Origin of the sequence: Cryobacterium sp. TMT1-3, assembly GCF_004402315.1 — a bacterium.
Lineage (GTDB): Bacteria > Actinomycetota > Actinomycetes > Actinomycetales > Microbacteriaceae > Cryobacterium > Cryobacterium luteum.
Genome location: NZ_SOFW01000006.1, coordinates 1 through 14,320 on the forward strand (window position 1 = coordinate 1; position 14,320 = coordinate 14,320).

17 protein-coding genes and 1 pseudogene are annotated in these 14,320 nt (G+C 61.6%); 9 read left to right on the forward strand and 9 right to left on the reverse strand.

The features are described from left to right. On the reverse strand, positions 1–978 hold a 978-nt coding region (locus E3O25_RS00525; protein WP_134360207.1), incomplete at its 3' end, for an SCO6880 family protein. A gap of 228 nt (positions 979–1,206) precedes the next feature. After that, positions 1,207–1,476 (reverse strand): annotated as a pseudogene (locus tag E3O25_RS00530) (DUF6112 family protein). Positions 1,477–1,685: 209 nt separating this feature from the next. Between E3O25_RS00530 and E3O25_RS00535 the strand changes: the two are divergent. Both E3O25_RS00535 and E3O25_RS00540 read left to right on the forward strand, forming a co-directional pair. After that, entirely contained in the window at positions 1,686–2,150 is a 465-nt protein-coding gene (locus tag E3O25_RS00535; protein ID WP_092108127.1) for a hypothetical protein, read from the forward strand. A 377-nt stretch (positions 2,151–2,527) separates the two neighbouring features. Then, positions 2,528–3,289: a hypothetical protein gene (locus E3O25_RS00540; RefSeq protein ID WP_134360208.1), complete on the forward strand. Its 762-nt coding sequence runs from the start codon at positions 2,528–2,530 to the stop codon at positions 3,287–3,289. A 236-nt stretch (positions 3,290–3,525) separates the two neighbouring features. Here E3O25_RS00540 and E3O25_RS00545 read toward each other — a convergent pair whose 3' ends face one another. Continuing rightward, positions 3,526–4,242, reverse strand: a complete 717-nt coding sequence (locus E3O25_RS00545; RefSeq protein WP_241984075.1) for an aminotransferase class IV — start codon at positions 4,240–4,242, stop codon at positions 3,526–3,528. A gap of 55 nt (positions 4,243–4,297) precedes the next feature. Here E3O25_RS00545 and E3O25_RS17810 point away from each other — a divergent pair, with 55 nt between their 5' ends. Next, positions 4,298–4,705 carry a MerR family transcriptional regulator gene (locus tag E3O25_RS17810; protein WP_092108197.1) on the forward strand — a complete coding sequence of 136 codons (408 nt, stop codon included), beginning with the start codon at positions 4,298–4,300 and terminating at the stop codon, positions 4,703–4,705. Between the two features lie 145 nt (positions 4,706–4,850). On the opposite strand, the gene E3O25_RS00555 is transcribed toward E3O25_RS17810, so the two are convergent. Continuing rightward, positions 4,851–5,213 carry a MerR family transcriptional regulator gene (locus tag E3O25_RS00555; protein ID WP_092108123.1) on the reverse strand — a complete coding sequence of 121 codons (363 nt, stop codon included), beginning with the start codon at positions 5,211–5,213 and terminating at the stop codon, positions 4,851–4,853. On the opposite strand from E3O25_RS00555, the gene E3O25_RS00560 reads away from it, so the two are divergent. Continuing rightward, positions 5,214–6,518, forward strand: coding sequence for an MFS transporter (locus E3O25_RS00560; protein ID WP_198410934.1), 1,305 nt, complete (start codon positions 5,214–5,216; stop codon positions 6,516–6,518). Between the two features lie 106 nt (positions 6,519–6,624). Here the strand turns inward: E3O25_RS00560 and E3O25_RS00565 are convergent, their stop codons facing one another. Genes E3O25_RS00565 through E3O25_RS00575 form a run of 3 tightly spaced genes read right to left on the reverse strand, consistent with a single transcriptional unit; the run spans position 6,625 to position 8,331 of the window. Further along, a complete protein-coding gene (locus tag E3O25_RS00565; RefSeq protein WP_370448697.1) occupies positions 6,625–7,344 on the reverse strand; it encodes an NAD(P)-dependent oxidoreductase in 720 nt (239 codons plus the stop codon). A gap of 43 nt (positions 7,345–7,387) precedes the next feature. Beyond that, complete coding sequence (locus E3O25_RS00570; protein ID WP_092108121.1) at positions 7,388–7,681, reverse strand: DUF1905 domain-containing protein; 294 nt, start codon at positions 7,679–7,681, stop codon at positions 7,388–7,390. Further along, the gene (locus E3O25_RS00575; RefSeq protein ID WP_092108119.1) at positions 7,681–8,331 is read right to left on the reverse strand and encodes a maleylpyruvate isomerase family mycothiol-dependent enzyme; all 651 of its coding nucleotides are present in this window, start codon (positions 8,329–8,331) and stop codon (positions 7,681–7,683) included. The genes E3O25_RS00570 and E3O25_RS00575 overlap by 1 nt, the downstream gene beginning before the upstream one ends. Before the next feature lie 52 nt (positions 8,332–8,383). On the opposite strand from E3O25_RS00575, the gene E3O25_RS00580 reads away from it, so the two are divergent. Together E3O25_RS00580 and E3O25_RS17815 are read left to right on the forward strand one after the other, a co-directional pair. Continuing rightward, positions 8,384–9,055 carry a helix-turn-helix domain-containing protein gene (locus tag E3O25_RS00580; protein WP_134360209.1) on the forward strand — a complete coding sequence of 224 codons (672 nt, stop codon included), beginning with the start codon at positions 8,384–8,386 and terminating at the stop codon, positions 9,053–9,055. 64 nt (positions 9,056–9,119) lie between these two features. Next, positions 9,120–9,836, forward strand: coding sequence for a maleylpyruvate isomerase N-terminal domain-containing protein (locus E3O25_RS17815; protein ID WP_198410935.1), 717 nt, complete (start codon positions 9,120–9,122; stop codon positions 9,834–9,836). A gap of 265 nt (positions 9,837–10,101) precedes the next feature. Here the strand turns inward: E3O25_RS17815 and E3O25_RS00590 are convergent, their stop codons facing one another. Beyond that, positions 10,102–10,578, reverse strand: a complete 477-nt coding sequence (locus E3O25_RS00590; RefSeq protein WP_092108115.1) for a helix-turn-helix domain-containing protein — start codon at positions 10,576–10,578, stop codon at positions 10,102–10,104. Positions 10,579–10,687: 109 nt separating this feature from the next. Between E3O25_RS00590 and E3O25_RS00595 the strand changes: the two genes are divergently transcribed. Next, positions 10,688–11,212 carry an SRPBCC domain-containing protein gene (locus E3O25_RS00595; RefSeq protein WP_092108113.1) on the forward strand — a complete coding sequence of 175 codons (525 nt, stop codon included), beginning with the start codon at positions 10,688–10,690 and terminating at the stop codon, positions 11,210–11,212. A gap of 554 nt (positions 11,213–11,766) precedes the next feature. Here E3O25_RS00595 and E3O25_RS00600 read toward each other — a convergent pair. Next, the gene (locus tag E3O25_RS00600) at positions 11,767–12,708 is read right to left on the reverse strand and encodes an IS30 family transposase (RefSeq protein WP_134360210.1); all 942 of its coding nucleotides are present in this window, start codon (positions 12,706–12,708) and stop codon (positions 11,767–11,769) included. Positions 12,709–12,989: 281 nt separating this feature from the next. On the opposite strand from E3O25_RS00600, the gene E3O25_RS00605 reads away from it, so the two are divergent. Both E3O25_RS00605 and E3O25_RS00610 read left to right on the forward strand, forming a co-directional pair. Then, positions 12,990–13,271, forward strand: a complete 282-nt coding sequence (locus E3O25_RS00605) for a hypothetical protein (protein ID WP_134360211.1) — start codon at positions 12,990–12,992, stop codon at positions 13,269–13,271. A gap of 328 nt (positions 13,272–13,599) precedes the next feature. Beyond that, positions 13,600–14,169 carry an alpha/beta fold hydrolase gene (locus tag E3O25_RS00610; protein WP_206750200.1) on the forward strand — a complete coding sequence of 190 codons (570 nt, stop codon included), beginning with the start codon at positions 13,600–13,602 and terminating at the stop codon, positions 14,167–14,169. Positions 14,170–14,320: the final 151 nt, after the last annotated feature.

A 14,320-nucleotide genomic window follows, 5' to 3' on the forward strand; every position in this document is an offset into this window, starting at 1 on the left:
CTCGGCGACCGCGACCGGTCCGGCCGTGGCCAGTGACCGCCCGACCAGCGGATGCCGCTCCAGGTCGACTCCGATGGCCGGGTCATACGCGGTTCGCAGCACGACCGCGAGCTCGTCGGCGGTGAGCCAGCCGCCGACCGTGAGGTCCGCGGCGCGCAGCGCTCCGGTCAGGGCTGTCATTTCCTGCCGCAGCACCGTCGCCGCGCCGCGCATGCCGCCGCCCTGTGTGCGCACGTGTTGGGAGGCCGCAGTGAGGTCGAGGGAGAGTGCGATTGTCGTGGCGTGGCGTTCACCGGCGGGTCCTGCCCGCTCGATGAGGTCGCGGTAGGTGTTGGCGGCCCAACTTTCGTCGTTGATGCCGTGCCCCTTCCACCACTCGGCTAGTCTTGTTCCGGAGTCGGGCAGGGTGCGCTCGGACACTTGCAGCCGTGCGATCCGCCCCGATCGGCAGGCTCCGGCCAGCACGCGCCCCCACCCCACCACGCGCCAATGCTGCTCGTCCGGGTCGAGCAACGCGAACGCAGGGTGGGACACCGCGACGATCGCGGTGAGGGTTTGCGCGTGCGGGTCGTGGATCATCACCGCGCCCGACTCGGGATCGTTCCACTCGCGCAGGGCGGCCGCATCGCCCGGCCGCGACAGGGTTCCCACCGGGCGCGGGCGGATTACGCGGCGCCGGTAGGTCAGCTGCTCATGTCCCGATCTCCACGCCCACCGCGTGACCACCGGCATCCACTCGACGATCTTGCGCCCGCCGATCGGGATACCCGCGATCACCGCCGCGGTACCCCAGATCGGGCTCGTCCACGCGACACCCAAGGCGCCCGTCGTGTAGAGCGCGGTGACGATGGTGAGCGTGCCTATCGACAGCGCCACGAGCTGCGGCACCGACAAACCCAGCAGCACTCCTCGCTTGGTCAGTCGCGAGAACTGCACCGGGGCGAGGCGGTAGTCGGCGCGGTTCGTGTGAGTGTCCACGGCTACGCGTCCTTGATTTTTCGACCGGCTGGCAGTTCTTGCGGTGAGGCTGATGCCGGTGGTCGTGTCTGCTTGGATGCCGGCGCGCTCGGGGCGCTGGCGTTGCCGGCGGACTGGGTATGGGCATCCGCTTTCTGTGCGACCACGCTCACTCAAGGCGGACCGGTGGATCGAGGCTAAGACCGGCACATCGCACACGCTCATCGGTAGCCTCGCGTCGTCGCAGGGTCAGACGGACTGGCCGACTTTCCAGAAGAAGTTGACGAGGGTGACGGCGGCGCCGCAGATGATCGCTGCGCCGCAGGCCACCATCACGCCGGTCTTGCCGCGGGAGGCGAGGTGCGGGTTGGAGGAGTTGGCGCCGAACCATCAGACCATCGCCGCGACGATGAGGACGAGCACGCTGAGCACGAGGCCGATGGTCATGACCGCGCCGACGGTGACGCGCAGCTGCTCGACGCCGGGAAAGCCCGCGCCGTTCGGGTTGATGTCGATCATCGGTGGCGCCCTGTGTCGTTTGATGCGTCCGACAGGGAGGAGCGCACCGGGTCCCCGCGCATGGTCGCGTCGTGACGTGAGTTTGCTATGCGACTGGCTCGGGCTGTACAGAGACGCTCAAGGGCAAGACTTGTGGATATCGAACTCTTCTCTTCGCGTCATGACCCGTGACGGGTTTCGACGTCGGCCCCGACTCCTAGACTGCAATTATGAAACTTCGCCTTATCATCCCGTTCGCGGCCTCGCTCCTTCTACTCACCGGGTGCTCTGCCCCCGCTGCCGATATCAAAGCCGCGACCCCCTCTTCGCAGAGCGAGGAGAGCGTTGCGGAGGTCGTTGTCGAACCGCTAGATCTGACAGGCGAGTGGAAGCAGACAAATTCAAACAGCGCTGATACGTACCAGGCGGCAACCATTACGGGCGAGCAAATCACCGTCGACTGGGTGACCGCATCTGACTCGACAAAGGCGGTCTACTGGATCGGTTCGTTCGTTGCGCCGACCGAAGGCACCGAGTCGTACGCATGGGACTCACAGGGTGACGTCGCGCAGATGGAGACCGCCTTGATGGCCTCCGGCGACACGGCAAAAGCCTTTACCTTTGACAATGACGTGCTCTCCTACGACCTCACGGCAATGGGTGTCACCATGACTGTTGAGATGAGCCGCCAGTAACGTTCGAACATGTAGCGGGCGACACGTTTTCGTTGACTTGGCGCTCGCTATCCTGTCGAACTGTCGAACTGTCGAACTGTCGAACTGTCGAACTGTCGAACTGTCGAACTGTCGAACTGTCGAACTGTCGAACTGTCGAACTGTCGAACTGTCGAACTGTCGAACTGTCGAACTGTCGAACTGTCGAACTGTCGAACTGTCGAACTGCCGGATGGTCGATGCAGAAAGTTCTTTCAGACGGTCTGGCGAACTTGGCCTGGCGTGTTCTCCTGAGCAGGATTAGAGCGCTCCTTCTAATTGCGTTGACGTAGTTGGTGTGACTGTTGAGGAATATCACGATATGAGCCGAGGTAAGACGAGCCGCTAGGCTGGCGCTTATGAAGAATCCATTGCGTCTGGCGGTCGTCCTTGCTGCTGTGCTCCTGCTCACTTCCTGTAGCTCGTCTGATGTTGCGGCTGAGGGGGATTCGAATACAACTTCGATACCGGTAGAAAAGGCTGTCACGGTCGAATCGTTGCCGTTCAATGCAAGCGGTTTGCTCGGTGGGACGGCGCAACCCAACTTCCCCGACGGCGAGGCCAGCGAGGTATCGGTGGTTCAGGTTGGCCCGCTCGACAGGGACAGTGGGAGCCTGATCTTTGCGTTCAGGAACAACACAAGCGACGGTATTTCGCACGTCGACTGGAGCGCAACGGCACGCACCGGCGGTTCTATCGTCGCGACGGGTAGTAGCCAAGGGACAATCCCCGACCAAGTACAGCCGGGTGAGGTCGGGTTGGCTTACATCTATTTCGATAACAGTGCCGCAGTTGCTGACGGCGCTGAGTTCGAATTCACGGTGAACTCCAGCCCCGTGGATACCAGCTCGTACAACACCGCACCTTTTAAGGTCACTGAAGTGAATCTGGTGGGAGATTCCATCGTGGGCGCTGCGACAAACGAGACCGGTGCCGAGGCCACCGGCCCTTACAGCGTCGGCATTTACTGCTTCGACGGTGACAACCTAATTTCGCAGTTCACCGACTTTGCTGAACAAGATGGGGACATCTCGGACGGCGGCTCGGTTACGTTCTCCGCTCCACTCTACGGCGCTGACTGTCCCTCGTTTGCCCTTGGCGTCGGTGGCTACTTCTCTTAGCCTCTGCTCGGCGAAGCAGGCCATGCCCGCGCTCTAGGCGTCGTCGACGTCGAGAAAACAAGAACCCCGAAGCCATGAGGCTCCGGGGTTCTTGGCATGTTTCGCGTGGAGGTCACTTCGAACAACGCAATCTGGAGTTGGCGAAGCATTATCGGCAGTCACCACCACAGCTGACACTTCCTTTCTGAACCGGCGCCGGCTTCATACCGACGCTGATCGAGGCGCATTTCAGGTCACTAAGTAGAGGAACAGCAAGCCTCTAGACTCCCTATCTGGGACTGAAAAGAACGCTTGAGCAGCACATTGCAGTGTTTGGGGAGAGCGGCAGTGGCAAGACCGTCCTGCTCTCCTCGTTCTACGGTGCCACGCAGGAGCCTCAGTTCCTGCAGAAGAGCCTCTTTCATGTCGTACCTAGCGATATTGGCTGGCGAGTAGCGCTTGATGGTCGCTTCGCTCAGTCGTCCTTCAGAATCTTCAAAGACGGCATCGTCGAATCCCCGCGTGATGGCCTGACGAAGAAGCAGCGTTTTGGCCACTTCACCGACGTGCTTGACTTGGGGCAGGTCGCGCTGGTGGGCAACAACGTCCAAGGCCAACGGTTCCGGGGGAACCGTGGCAGCGTCGGTGATTCTGGTCAGCACATGCAGATGCACTTTCGAGCGAGGAGCTACGAACTCTCCCGGGGACGACGTGATGAAAAGCGCCAACGATGCGTCCTCGGGTGCTGCGCTGAGTGCCTCACGGAGATAGTCCACAATTTGGGCATCCGGAAGGTGCCTGCCAAACATCGCGTCGCTGGCATCACGGAGCCGCTTGAGTTGCAGGTCCAGACCGCGTACTGATCGATCGTGGACCTGCATCGCCGTGAAGTGAGCAAAGCCCGCAAATGCTAGTGGGGCTAATTCCTCAGCCGTGGCAGTTGTACCGTTGAGGAGTGTCAGTGAACCTGTCATGACTGAAGGGTATGAGGTGACATTAGTGTCAGAGGCAAAGCCTGCTCCGCACGAAATGCTTCGCATTGGCGAGTTGTCGGCGCTCACCGGAGTCGGGCCGCGGCTTCTCCGGTACTACCAAAGTAGAGGTCTCTTGGCCGCCGACCGGTCTGCTTCGGGCCAGCGGCTTTTCGACCCGGCTGCGGTGGAAAGAGTGCGCGCCATCCGTTCTCTCCTGGGCGTTGGGCTGCCGACCCGCACGATTCTGGAACTCATCGACTGCGTCTCCGAGCCAGGACGCCTCGAGCCATGTGCGACGCCGGTCCTAGTGGAGCACCTGAAGGCCTATGACGCGCGTATCGCAGACCTCGTGAGCACTCGAGAAGGCCTCGAAGCCCTCATCAACTCGGGTCCAGATGCCCGCCATCCTGCCCGAGCCGAAGGCAAAGCGCCTTGCGAAGCCCTTCCAGGTCTGTTCGGATGATGTCGTCACGTCGCTGGGCAGTCCCGGCGACGCAGTAGAGCCCAGCGAGGAATGGGGTGATTCTGCGTCGTCTCAAAATGGGGCATACCGCGGACATGTCCTCGGGGCGCGCGACTTTTCGCTAGCGAGCGCGCCGCAAAGCTCATCATCCGGACAGGGACACGCCGGCGGCGATGACTTCCTCGATGGCATCACGGGATTGCTTGAGGGTGTCGATGGAGGCTTCAATGCGAATTTGTTCGCGTTTGAGGTCCTCAATGAGGTCGGTGCAGATTGGAGCCAGGCGTCCTGCTCGGTCTGTCAGGCAGGGCAACACCGTTCGGATCGTCGCTGTGCTGAGCCCGGCATTAAGCAAGTGGCGGATCCGGCGAACGAGTTCGATATCTTGATCCGTATAGTCGCGGTATCCCGATGGATTGCGCAGCGGGTTGAGGAGGCCCTGTTCTTCGTAGTAACGAAGCAGCCTGGCAGGCACTCCAGAGCGTCCAGCAACTTCAGAAATTCGCACGTGACCAGCGACTCCTATCGGCGAGCTTGCCTTCTCATTGATGTGAGAGTTGATGCTATCAGAGTGAACAATGAAAAATTCGTCCTTCGAAGTCCCCCACTTGACCGTGCTGCACGCCCGGCAGTCGTGCTGACCGGATTCGTGCTGTTGGTGTTTTGCACTGGCACGGCAGAGTATCTCGTCGCAGGCATGCTGCCTCTTTTTGCCGTCGACTTGTCGGTCGATATCGCCACCGCAGGCCAGACGGTCACCGCCTACGCACTCGGGGTAGCTATCGGCGGACCAATCATCACCGTGCTCACTGCTCGCCTGCCGCGAAAAGGACTGGCACTGGGTCTAGCCGTCGTATTCATCGCCGGTACCACGCTGACTGTAATCGCCCCCGCGTTCGGTTGGGTCATGATCGGACGCGTCGTTTCCGCCTGCAGCCAGGCAACACTGTTTGCAATCGGTCTGATCACCGCGACCAAAGCGATGGGGCCAGCGAAGTCCGGGCAGGCCGTCGCAATCGTGACCTCCGGATTGACCCTGGCCACTGTGCTGGGGGTGCCGTTAGGAGTGCTGCTAGGCGGAGGCACGAATTGGCGGCTTCCGTTTGTTGTGATCGCTGGCGTCGCACTCATTGGCTTGTTGCTGCTGGCGTGGGCGATGCCCCGCACCCCAGCGCCCACAACAGGCATCGTCGATGAGATCCGAGCGCTACTGCGGAAGCCGGTATTATTGGCCGTGTCGACCACCGTAGTCGGATTCGCAGGAGTAGGCATCGTGTTTACTTACCTCGTACCGCTCCTGACTGACGTGACAGGCATCGTCGCAGGCGCCATACCGGTACTGCTGATGGCCTATGGCATCGGCGGGGTCGTCGGCAACCTCGTAGCAGGACGCCTAGCTGATCGGGCACTCGGTCGCACTCTAACTGGAGTCTTCATTGCCCTCATCATTACCCTTTTCGTGTTCCCGCTGGCCGCTGAAATACCGACCGCTATGGTGGCCCTGGTCGTGATGCTGGGGTTGCTGTCGACCGCTACGATCGCACCCTTGCAATCCCTCGTTATGCGTCATGCCGCCGCCGCACCGTCATTAGCGCTTGCGGTGAACGTCGGAGCGTTCAATCTGGCCAACGCCATAGGTGCCGCACTCGGAGGGGTCGCAGTTGCAACCGGGATGATGCGTTGGGGCGGATTTGCTGGCGCCGGGTTCACCGTGCTTGGCCTCATCCTAAGTGCCGTGGCCGTCCGGATTCCCACTCAAACGGCGCGTGCCAAGAGCAGCATCCCCCAGGGAAGGGCGGCAGTCCGCTCATAATGGCAATAGTGACACCTGCAAGCGGTCCGTTCATGGTTCCCCTAAGGGACAATCCGTAAGCGCCTTCCGGTATTGATTTTCTACATTTCGGCCTATGTCGCGTTCTCTAGTTGGCGATGTAGATGTGTAGTCCACTCAGGTCATCGCGTTCAATGATGTCTAGCATTGCGGTTGCCATGTCTGCTTCTGTGATCACCCACCCGCGCGGTAGCGGTTGGCCAGCGAGTCGGCATTTACCCTTGCCAGGTGCGGTCCTGATTCGTTGTGCACCAATTGCCGTCCACCGCGCGTGGCTTTCCCAGAGCACGACGTCCATGCGGCGCATATCGTCGTATGTTGCGCCGAGGAATTTCTGCAGCAACGGAAGCGCAACCCAAAGCTTGAGCGGCCCCTGATGGGCCCAGTGTTCGGCGACTCCTGGCGATATGATTACGATTCGTTGAACCCCGTGCTTGCTTATCCCGTCGAGCAGGTTTCGTGTGCCTTCCGAGTACAACGTCGTGGGAGTCTTTGATGACCCGATTCCAACAGTGCTCAACACGGCATCCACTCCAGCCACAACCGACAAAACATCGTTCCAGTCAGGGTTCCTCTTGCGGGCGGAATCTTGTTGTGGCGGGACTACGTGTGGCATCCTCGGATCGAAGCGGCGGTCATGTGATCTACGGCAATGCCTCGGGGACGGCGCGTTGGACATCTCGATCCGGCAGAAGCTGGTCGAGTGGGGGCATCGCGGTCCCCGCCCGCGGATTTTGTACCACAGGCGTACTCCGGGCGCGTCCAAGATGGACGCTCGGGGATTGGCGCCGATGATCGTGTTTTTCATCAAGTTCTCCTGTTTCGAAGGGGATGCTTTGTTTAGTGAACGTTCACGCGAGCCGGGCGTTCAGGTGCACGGTAACGTCGTCGCCCACGCTCTTCGCGAGAAGCTTCCGGAACGCCGCTCGTAGCGGCATCATGTGTATGCCACCACCGACGGGTAGCATCGTGGCTTCGTATGGGTGTCCGTCGACGGTGCCACTAATTTTGACCGCTTTGCCGGTGCCGAAGAATTCGGCGGAGTCGGCTATCTGGACGCAGGGCCAGCCGCTGTTGGAATGGGCGATGACCGTGGCCGTGAACGTGACATCGAGTGTCTGGTCGGGGTGTTCGGGGGTTGTCATTACGATTCCTCGCTTGCTTCTGTCACAAAGCTGTGGGCTCCAGGCCCGGTGAGTTCATCAGCTCCGACGGGTCTGCCCGACACAGCGAGCAGGAGAGCGATGGCGGGGCCGTAAACCTTAGGGCCGGCTCCGTGCTCGAAAGGTGCGTCGGTGGCGATCAGGTGCCACCCCTGAGCCGGCTCCTTACCGCCGCCTATCTTGACGCTTGTCTTCACCTGGTAGGCGAGTGCCTCGGCGACATGCACGGGCGGGTAATTGCGACCGATCTTGAGGGGGCGACGTATGTCTTCACCATGCACGAAAGCCTCTACCAATCGAGTGGCCAAGGCCGCCGGGGGTGTGGTGGTGTGGGCGCATACTGCCCTGAACGCGCTCAATGTGTCTTCGGCAGCTGTCGCCTTCTCCCGCGTGATCCCGACGGCGTTGTCACGATCAAAGTCAAGACCAGCCGCGACCATGCGACGCAGGAAGCTTAGGCGGGTGGTCTTGGCTGAATCGAGGAGGTGAGCCAGAACGTCGTGGACATCCCAACCAGGACACAGTGACGGCGTGCACCACTTGTTCGTTTCGAGCGATTTGAGGTCGTCGACCAGTGACTGGCGCTCGTCATGGACAACAGACCAGATTTCAGAGCTGGATGGATTCGCCATGTCGCTATTGTTTCAGTAGTGTACACTCCTTTGCAAGTAGTAATATGGGAGCATGGCTGCGAGAAGGTCCTATGGTTCCTATAACGACGGATGTGCATCGGCGCATGCCCTTGACTTGATCGGGGAGAGATGGGCCTTCATCGTGGTGCGGGAGCTGCTGCTGGGGCCCAAACGCTTTCTCGACCTCCAACGCGACATCCCGGGTATCGGTCCGGCCGTGCTCACGCATCGGCTGCAGGACCTCGAAGAAACCGGCATTGTCGTGCGGACCTCACTGCCGGCACCGGCGAGGGTGATGGTCTATGGCCTCTCAGAGTGGGGACGCGGTCTGGAAGCCGTCAATACCGCACTGTCAATATGGGCTGCCCAATCTCCTCGTCTGCCGTTGGAGGCTGACATGGGACCCGACACCCTCGTGCTGGCAATGCGGGCGCACGCACGCCGATTGCCCGAAGGTGGGCCAGAGAGCAGTGTTGCCCTGAAGCTGAGCGACTCGCGCGACTCCGAGCGGGAGCCCGTGGAGTACCTGGCCACGATGACAACCACAGGTTCTACGGTTACGAAGACTACCGTCGTCGGCGCCGTCGACGCGGTTGTGAACAGCACCACCAGGGCATGGAAAGCGGCCATCATTGGCGGAGCATCCCTTGAAAGTGAAGACGACATCGCGATCACGGGCCACCAACACGCGGTCCAAATGTTGGTGGATGCCACGAAGTTGTAGGACGGCAGCCAAGCTGCTACTGAAGTAGTACAAATCACTTTTCATAACAAGACGGGGGTCGCGGATGGACTGGATCAAGGACCGACAGTGGTCGGCGATCGGTCAAGAACGAGAACGACTGGCCGCTGACCTCGACACCCTTACCGAGCGCGACTGCCGCACACAAGCCCAATGCGGATCTTGGACCGTGGAGGAGACTCTCGCCCACCTCACCGCCGCCGCCTCCATCGGCAGGTGGCGCTGGCTGCGCAGCATAATCGGGTCCAGATTCAACGCCGACTTGCACAATCGCCGCCGACTCGACGAACACCTTGGCGGCTCCCCGGCTGAGACCCATCAACACTTCACAGCTGCAATCCCCAACCGCATTGAACCCTCCAACGCGACCTGGGCATGGCTCGGCGAGGTCATCGTGCACGGCGCTGACATTCGAAGACCACTCGGCATCACAACGACACCGCAGGTGGACACCGTGACATTCGTAGCCGAGAACTACGCAGCCAGAGACTTCGCCGTGGCGTCACACACGACCGCCAAGGGGATCGCCCTGAGTGCGACCAACTCCCCTTTTGCCACGGTGTTGGGCCAGAGGTGTCCGGTCCGGTCCGGTCCTCGACCTCGTCATGGTGATGGCGGGACGCGCCGCACACCTGCACAACCTCACCGGGTCAGGCGTGGCCATCCTCACGGAGCGCCTCCGCAACCACTGACCAACCCTGGAGGCCCCACCAGTCCGACCCCGAAGGCTGGAAATCGACGCGAAAGTGTCGAGGTCATCTGAATCGCCGCGGAAGAAAGCAGAAATCGCCCCACTGGGCGCCACCTTGTCGGGAAAGCCAGCGCGGTCGCGCAGGTGTCGCGTCGCGCAGTAGGTCCCACAGTGGTCACCAGCGTTCGTCCCGGTGAGGTCCCCCTGTGACACAACGTCGGCGCACTCGGCCGCCAGATGCTTTGGCCCCAGATCTGTCGCGTTCGACGTCCGGCTTGCGGGACGAGGGTGAGAGAGTGGGTTCTCCGTGACGAGTCCCAGCGGCCGCGGGATTCGATCAACCCGCGCGGGTTCCTCCGCGTCGCCCGGCGAGGTAGTCGGCCGGCATGCCGGGACCGATGCGGACGGCGACCTCCTCCGCCGGCACGATGCCGCACGTCTCACAAGTCGCGACCGCGTGCACCGCGCCGTCACCGCAGGCGGCGTGTCGGTACAGGATCGGTGGTTCGATGGGGGACGCCCAGGCGTTTCCCCACTCGGTGAGGGCGATGAGCGCGACCGCGAGTGCGCGCCCCTTTGTCGTGAGGATGTAGTCGGCAGAACCTTCGCGCTCCATGATGCCGCTCGCGACGAACGAATCCAGCCGCGAGGTGAGCACGTTGGTCGCGATCCCGAGGTTGTGCTGGAAGTCGCCGAAGCGCGTCACCCGAGCGAACAAGGCGTCGCGGATGATGAGCAGACTCCACCGCTCGCCGACGAGCTCGAGTGATCGCGCGATCGAGCACACCTGCGTGTCATAAGCCTTCCCCAACATGGCTCGACTCTACCACTTGCATGATGCAAGTTTCTGGGGTTACACTCACTTGCATCAAGCAAGTTCAGGAGACCTCTCCGCCGAGGGAGGCACGCAAAGGAGCAGAGAAATGAACGCGAACTTCACGACGACGATCACCGTGGATGCCACGCCGCAAAAGGCGTTCGACGCGATCAACGACGTCCCCGGGTGGTGGGGGCGGATCACCGGCTCGACCACCGCCGTCGGCGACGAGTTCGTCTACGTCGTCCCCGGGCTGCACTACAGCGGATTCCGGGTCACCGATATCGAACCGGCAAGACGCATCGCATGGCTCGTCACGGGCAGCTACCTCGACTTCACGGTCGACAAGCAGGAGTGGAACGGCACGACCGTCCGGTTCGACATCGAGGAGGCCGACGGCGGAACGCGGGTCACCTTCACTCACGAGGGCCTCGAGCCCGAGGACGAGTGCTACGACGTGTGCTCGAACGCGTGGGGCATGTTCGTGAACGGTAGTCTCAAGGCGTTCATCGAAACCGGGGAAGGCAAGCCGTACTCATTTGATGGCGACGAGGCGCTCACCGCCGCCGATCACGCAGAGCTGCACCATCAGGTGGCCGAGGCAGCCAGGCTCGCGAACAACGCAAACTGACGCGAATCTGAGGCCCGGCAGTAGCAATCACTGCCGGGCCTCAGCAACGTCAGTCCGCGGGGGCCGCATCGTGCTGGCCCAGGGCATCGGCCCGGTTCCGATATATTCCGCACCATGAACACCCTCAGGACGGAGATCCACGTTTGATCTGCGGTGGAAAGAGGCGTGCGAGTTCGCGTTGACGGAGACCGCGTTCCGCCCGACAAATCGGCTCATGCGGGCCTGCTCTCAATACTGAGCGCAATGCGAATCTCACGGGCCTCGACGCAACTCGAATGCGTAGTGCCCCGACGGGGATACGACGGCAGACGAGCCCGCACATGGGTGAGGCTCACCCCGCAGGGACCCAGTGCGCTACGGATCGAGGTCGATATGTTCCGCGATATCGTAGACCGCGTGCAACCGTCACAGCAGTGATCGAAGAGGCGTTCTCCGCCGTTTTGGCCGGAGCGCTGCGCTCGTGTCGCAGATGTCGGCATGGGCTCGCGGCAGCCGTTCGCGCTGGGGTTCGTGCCCGGCATCCGTCCCGCTGAGGGTTCGGCGGATTCAAGCGGTTATTGCAACAGGAGTTCGCCAATCGCTTCGATCGGTTTCTGGAATTGTAGGCGTTTGCGTGGGCGGTCGTTGAGTTCCGCGGCGACCCGGTCAAGGTCTTCGGCGCTGTGAATGGTGAGGTCGGTGCCCTTGGGGAAGTATTGACGTAACAGGCCGTTGGTTTTCTCGTTGCTGCCTCGCTGCCAGGGGGCGTGCGGGTCGCAGAAATAGATCTCAATGTCCACGTCGATAGCGACCGTTTTCCAGTTCCGCATCTCGGGTCCCTGATCCCACGTCAGCGACCGCCGCAGCATGGCGGGCAGAGTTTGGATCTTCGACGCCAGCGCTGGGGCGACCTGATCGGGCTTATAACCGTCGGGTAGATGGAGGAGCATCGTGATCCCGGTGGTGCGTTCCACCAGAGTCCCGATCGCGGACAGGTTCCCTTTGCCGATGAGCAAATCGCTTTCCCAATGCCCGGGAATGGCACGGTCCTCAGCTTCTGGCGGGTGTTCGGCAATGTTGCTCATTCCGGGGATCCGGTTCTCGCGTTGGGCGACCTTGCGTGACGGGCGCCGCAAGGTCCGGCCGGTGTGTAACGACGCCGTCAGTTCCCGTTTCAGCGCGCCGCGAGACTCCACATAGAGGGATTGGTAGATCGTTTCGGGTGACACCCGCACCTCCTCCCTATCTGGGAACTCGCGTTTCAACCGTCCCGAGATCTGCTCGGGTGAGTACCTCTTCTTCAAGTCCCTCTCCACGATCCCACGCAGGTGCGAATTTACAAGAAGTTTCGACGGCTTCGGCCTCGCGGCCCGCTCAAAAGCCAAGGCATGCGCACTGGTCGCCCGATACCCCGTGACGGCAACAGTGTTGCGGTTCAGTTCCCTGGAGATCGTCGATGGCGAGCGGTCGATCGCCGCACCGATCTGCCGCAACAACTGGCCCTGGGCGCGGCGGATCCACTAAGTGTTGCAATCACCGCAAGAACCCAAGGTTCCCCATGCGGGCACGGCGAACGGACGGCACGAGCGGCAGTAGCCAAGGAGTGTCGGCGGACATGAGAAGCTGCCCATAGGCGGCCACGGAATTGCCCGCTGACGGCCAGTAGAACTGCCCGTTGGTGGCCATGAGATCTGCCCACTTGTTTTTCTGAGCCCGACCGGTTAACCGGCGGGAGCCTCTCCCTGGGGTTTGATTGCGGTATCTAGACGCATCAAGCCAGTTCAGGAAGAGGCCCATTATGAAGGTAGACGTAGAAGTCATGGAAATTCTCGCTGCGTATGATCTGACACGATCTTTTCGCGCTGCTGCGGAGCTGACGGGGTGCTCGCACCACACCGTTGCCCGGCATGTTGCCGCCCGAGACGCGGGCCACCCGCTCGCTGAACCGGTCTTTCGGGCCCGGGTCACGGACCCGTTCCTGCCGAAGATGGAGGAGTGGATTCAGCTGTCACATGGGAAGCTGCGTGGTGACAAGGCCCACGCCAAGCGCGTGTCTCTTGCTGCCCTCATCCCGGCATAGCACGCGGGGCTGAGCACCATCGTGGACATTCCGTGTCTTGGCTCCTACACTCGCGTGATGGGCCAGCATGCCCTAATCGTGACATTCGAAACCCGTGACGACCCAAAACGGTATACCCGAGCCCTGAAACAGTTCCGGTAGAGGGCCCCCTTGCGGGCCCTGCTCAGTGAACGATGTCACAGGCAGGAGGAACAATAAAGTTATGAAGATAATCGTTGTCCCGCCCCTCCTCTGCTCGCCTCTTGCCTACGTCCCCGTGCTCGACACGCTCTGGTCGCGAGGGCAAGTCACCATCGCAGATACACGCCGCGATAAAACCATCGCGGCCATGGCAGAACGGCTCCTGTGCGAGAACACAGGAGACTTCGCTGTTCTCGGGACGAGTATGGGCGGGTATGTTGCCCTCGAGGTGATGAGGCAGGCACCCGAGCGCGTTACCGCACTCGCGCTCGTGAGCACATCCGCTCGGGCTGACACTGATGAGCAGAAAGCAGCCCGCGCTCGACAATCGGCCCTCGTCGAAGCAGGACAATTCACGACTCTGATTGATGCCGCCTTTCCCGGCGTGGTCGCGGCAGAGAACGAATCCGATGAAACACTTCTCGCCATCTGGCGACAGATGACGGCCCCGGTTGGCGCCAATGCGTTCCTCCGGCAACAGCAGGCTGTTGTGAACCGAGCTGACCTGCGCTACTTGCTGCCCGCGATTACCTGCCCGACCGCGATCATTCACGGCGCTGGCGATCGCCTCATTCCGATTGCTGCCGCCGAAGAATCAGCGGCAGCACTGACCACGGCCACCTACACGGTTATCAAAGACGCCGGGCACTTTCTGTTTCACGAGCAACCCGCAGCAGCATGCGCCGCCATCATCGCGTGGCTGGACCTAACCGTCTGACCGGTTGTTTCCCTGGCGCCCTAGGAACAATAGAACGCCGCCATCGAGCGTTCGCAGTCACAGGCGCGTTGGCCACGACTGCTGCGCCCGCTGAGCGTTGGTTGAACGGGAAATGATCGGGCAATCGGGCAATCGGGCAATCGGGCAATCG

What these genes read in the sequence shown, in the direction of transcription:
- E3O25_RS00605 (WP_134360211.1), top strand. Translation starts at nt 12,990, where the DNA reads ATGAAGGTAGACGTAGAAGTCATGGAAATTCTCGCTGCGTATGATCTG.
- E3O25_RS00580 (WP_134360209.1), top strand. Translation starts at nt 8,384, where the DNA reads ATGGCTGCGAGAAGGTCCTATGGTTCCTATAACGACGGATGTGCATCG.
- E3O25_RS00610 (WP_206750200.1), top strand. Translation starts at nt 13,600, where the DNA reads ATGGCAGAACGGCTCCTGTGCGAGAACACAGGAGACTTCGCTGTTCTC.
- E3O25_RS17815 (WP_198410935.1), top strand. Translation starts at nt 9,120, where the DNA reads ATGGACTGGATCAAGGACCGACAGTGGTCGGCGATCGGTCAAGAACGA.
- E3O25_RS00540 (WP_134360208.1), top strand. Translation starts at nt 2,528, where the DNA reads ATGAAGAATCCATTGCGTCTGGCGGTCGTCCTTGCTGCTGTGCTCCTG.
- E3O25_RS00570 (WP_092108121.1), bottom strand. Translation starts at nt 7,681, where the DNA reads ATGACAACCCCCGAACACCCCGACCAGACACTCGATGTCACGTTCACG.
- E3O25_RS00595 (WP_092108113.1), top strand. Translation starts at nt 10,688, where the DNA reads ATGAACGCGAACTTCACGACGACGATCACCGTGGATGCCACGCCGCAA.
- E3O25_RS00590 (WP_092108115.1), bottom strand. Translation starts at nt 10,578, where the DNA reads ATGTTGGGGAAGGCTTATGACACGCAGGTGTGCTCGATCGCGCGATCA.
- E3O25_RS00575 (WP_092108119.1), bottom strand. Translation starts at nt 8,331, where the DNA reads ATGGCGAATCCATCCAGCTCTGAAATCTGGTCTGTTGTCCATGACGAG.
- E3O25_RS17810 (WP_092108197.1), top strand. Translation starts at nt 4,298, where the DNA reads ATGCTTCGCATTGGCGAGTTGTCGGCGCTCACCGGAGTCGGGCCGCGG.
- E3O25_RS00545 (WP_241984075.1), bottom strand. Translation starts at nt 4,242, where the DNA reads ATGACAGGTTCACTGACACTCCTCAACGGTACAACTGCCACGGCTGAG.
- E3O25_RS00565 (WP_370448697.1), bottom strand. Translation starts at nt 7,344, where the DNA reads ATGAAAAACACGATCATCGGCGCCAATCCCCGAGCGTCCATCTTGGAC.
- E3O25_RS00535 (WP_092108127.1), top strand. Translation starts at nt 1,686, where the DNA reads ATGAAACTTCGCCTTATCATCCCGTTCGCGGCCTCGCTCCTTCTACTC.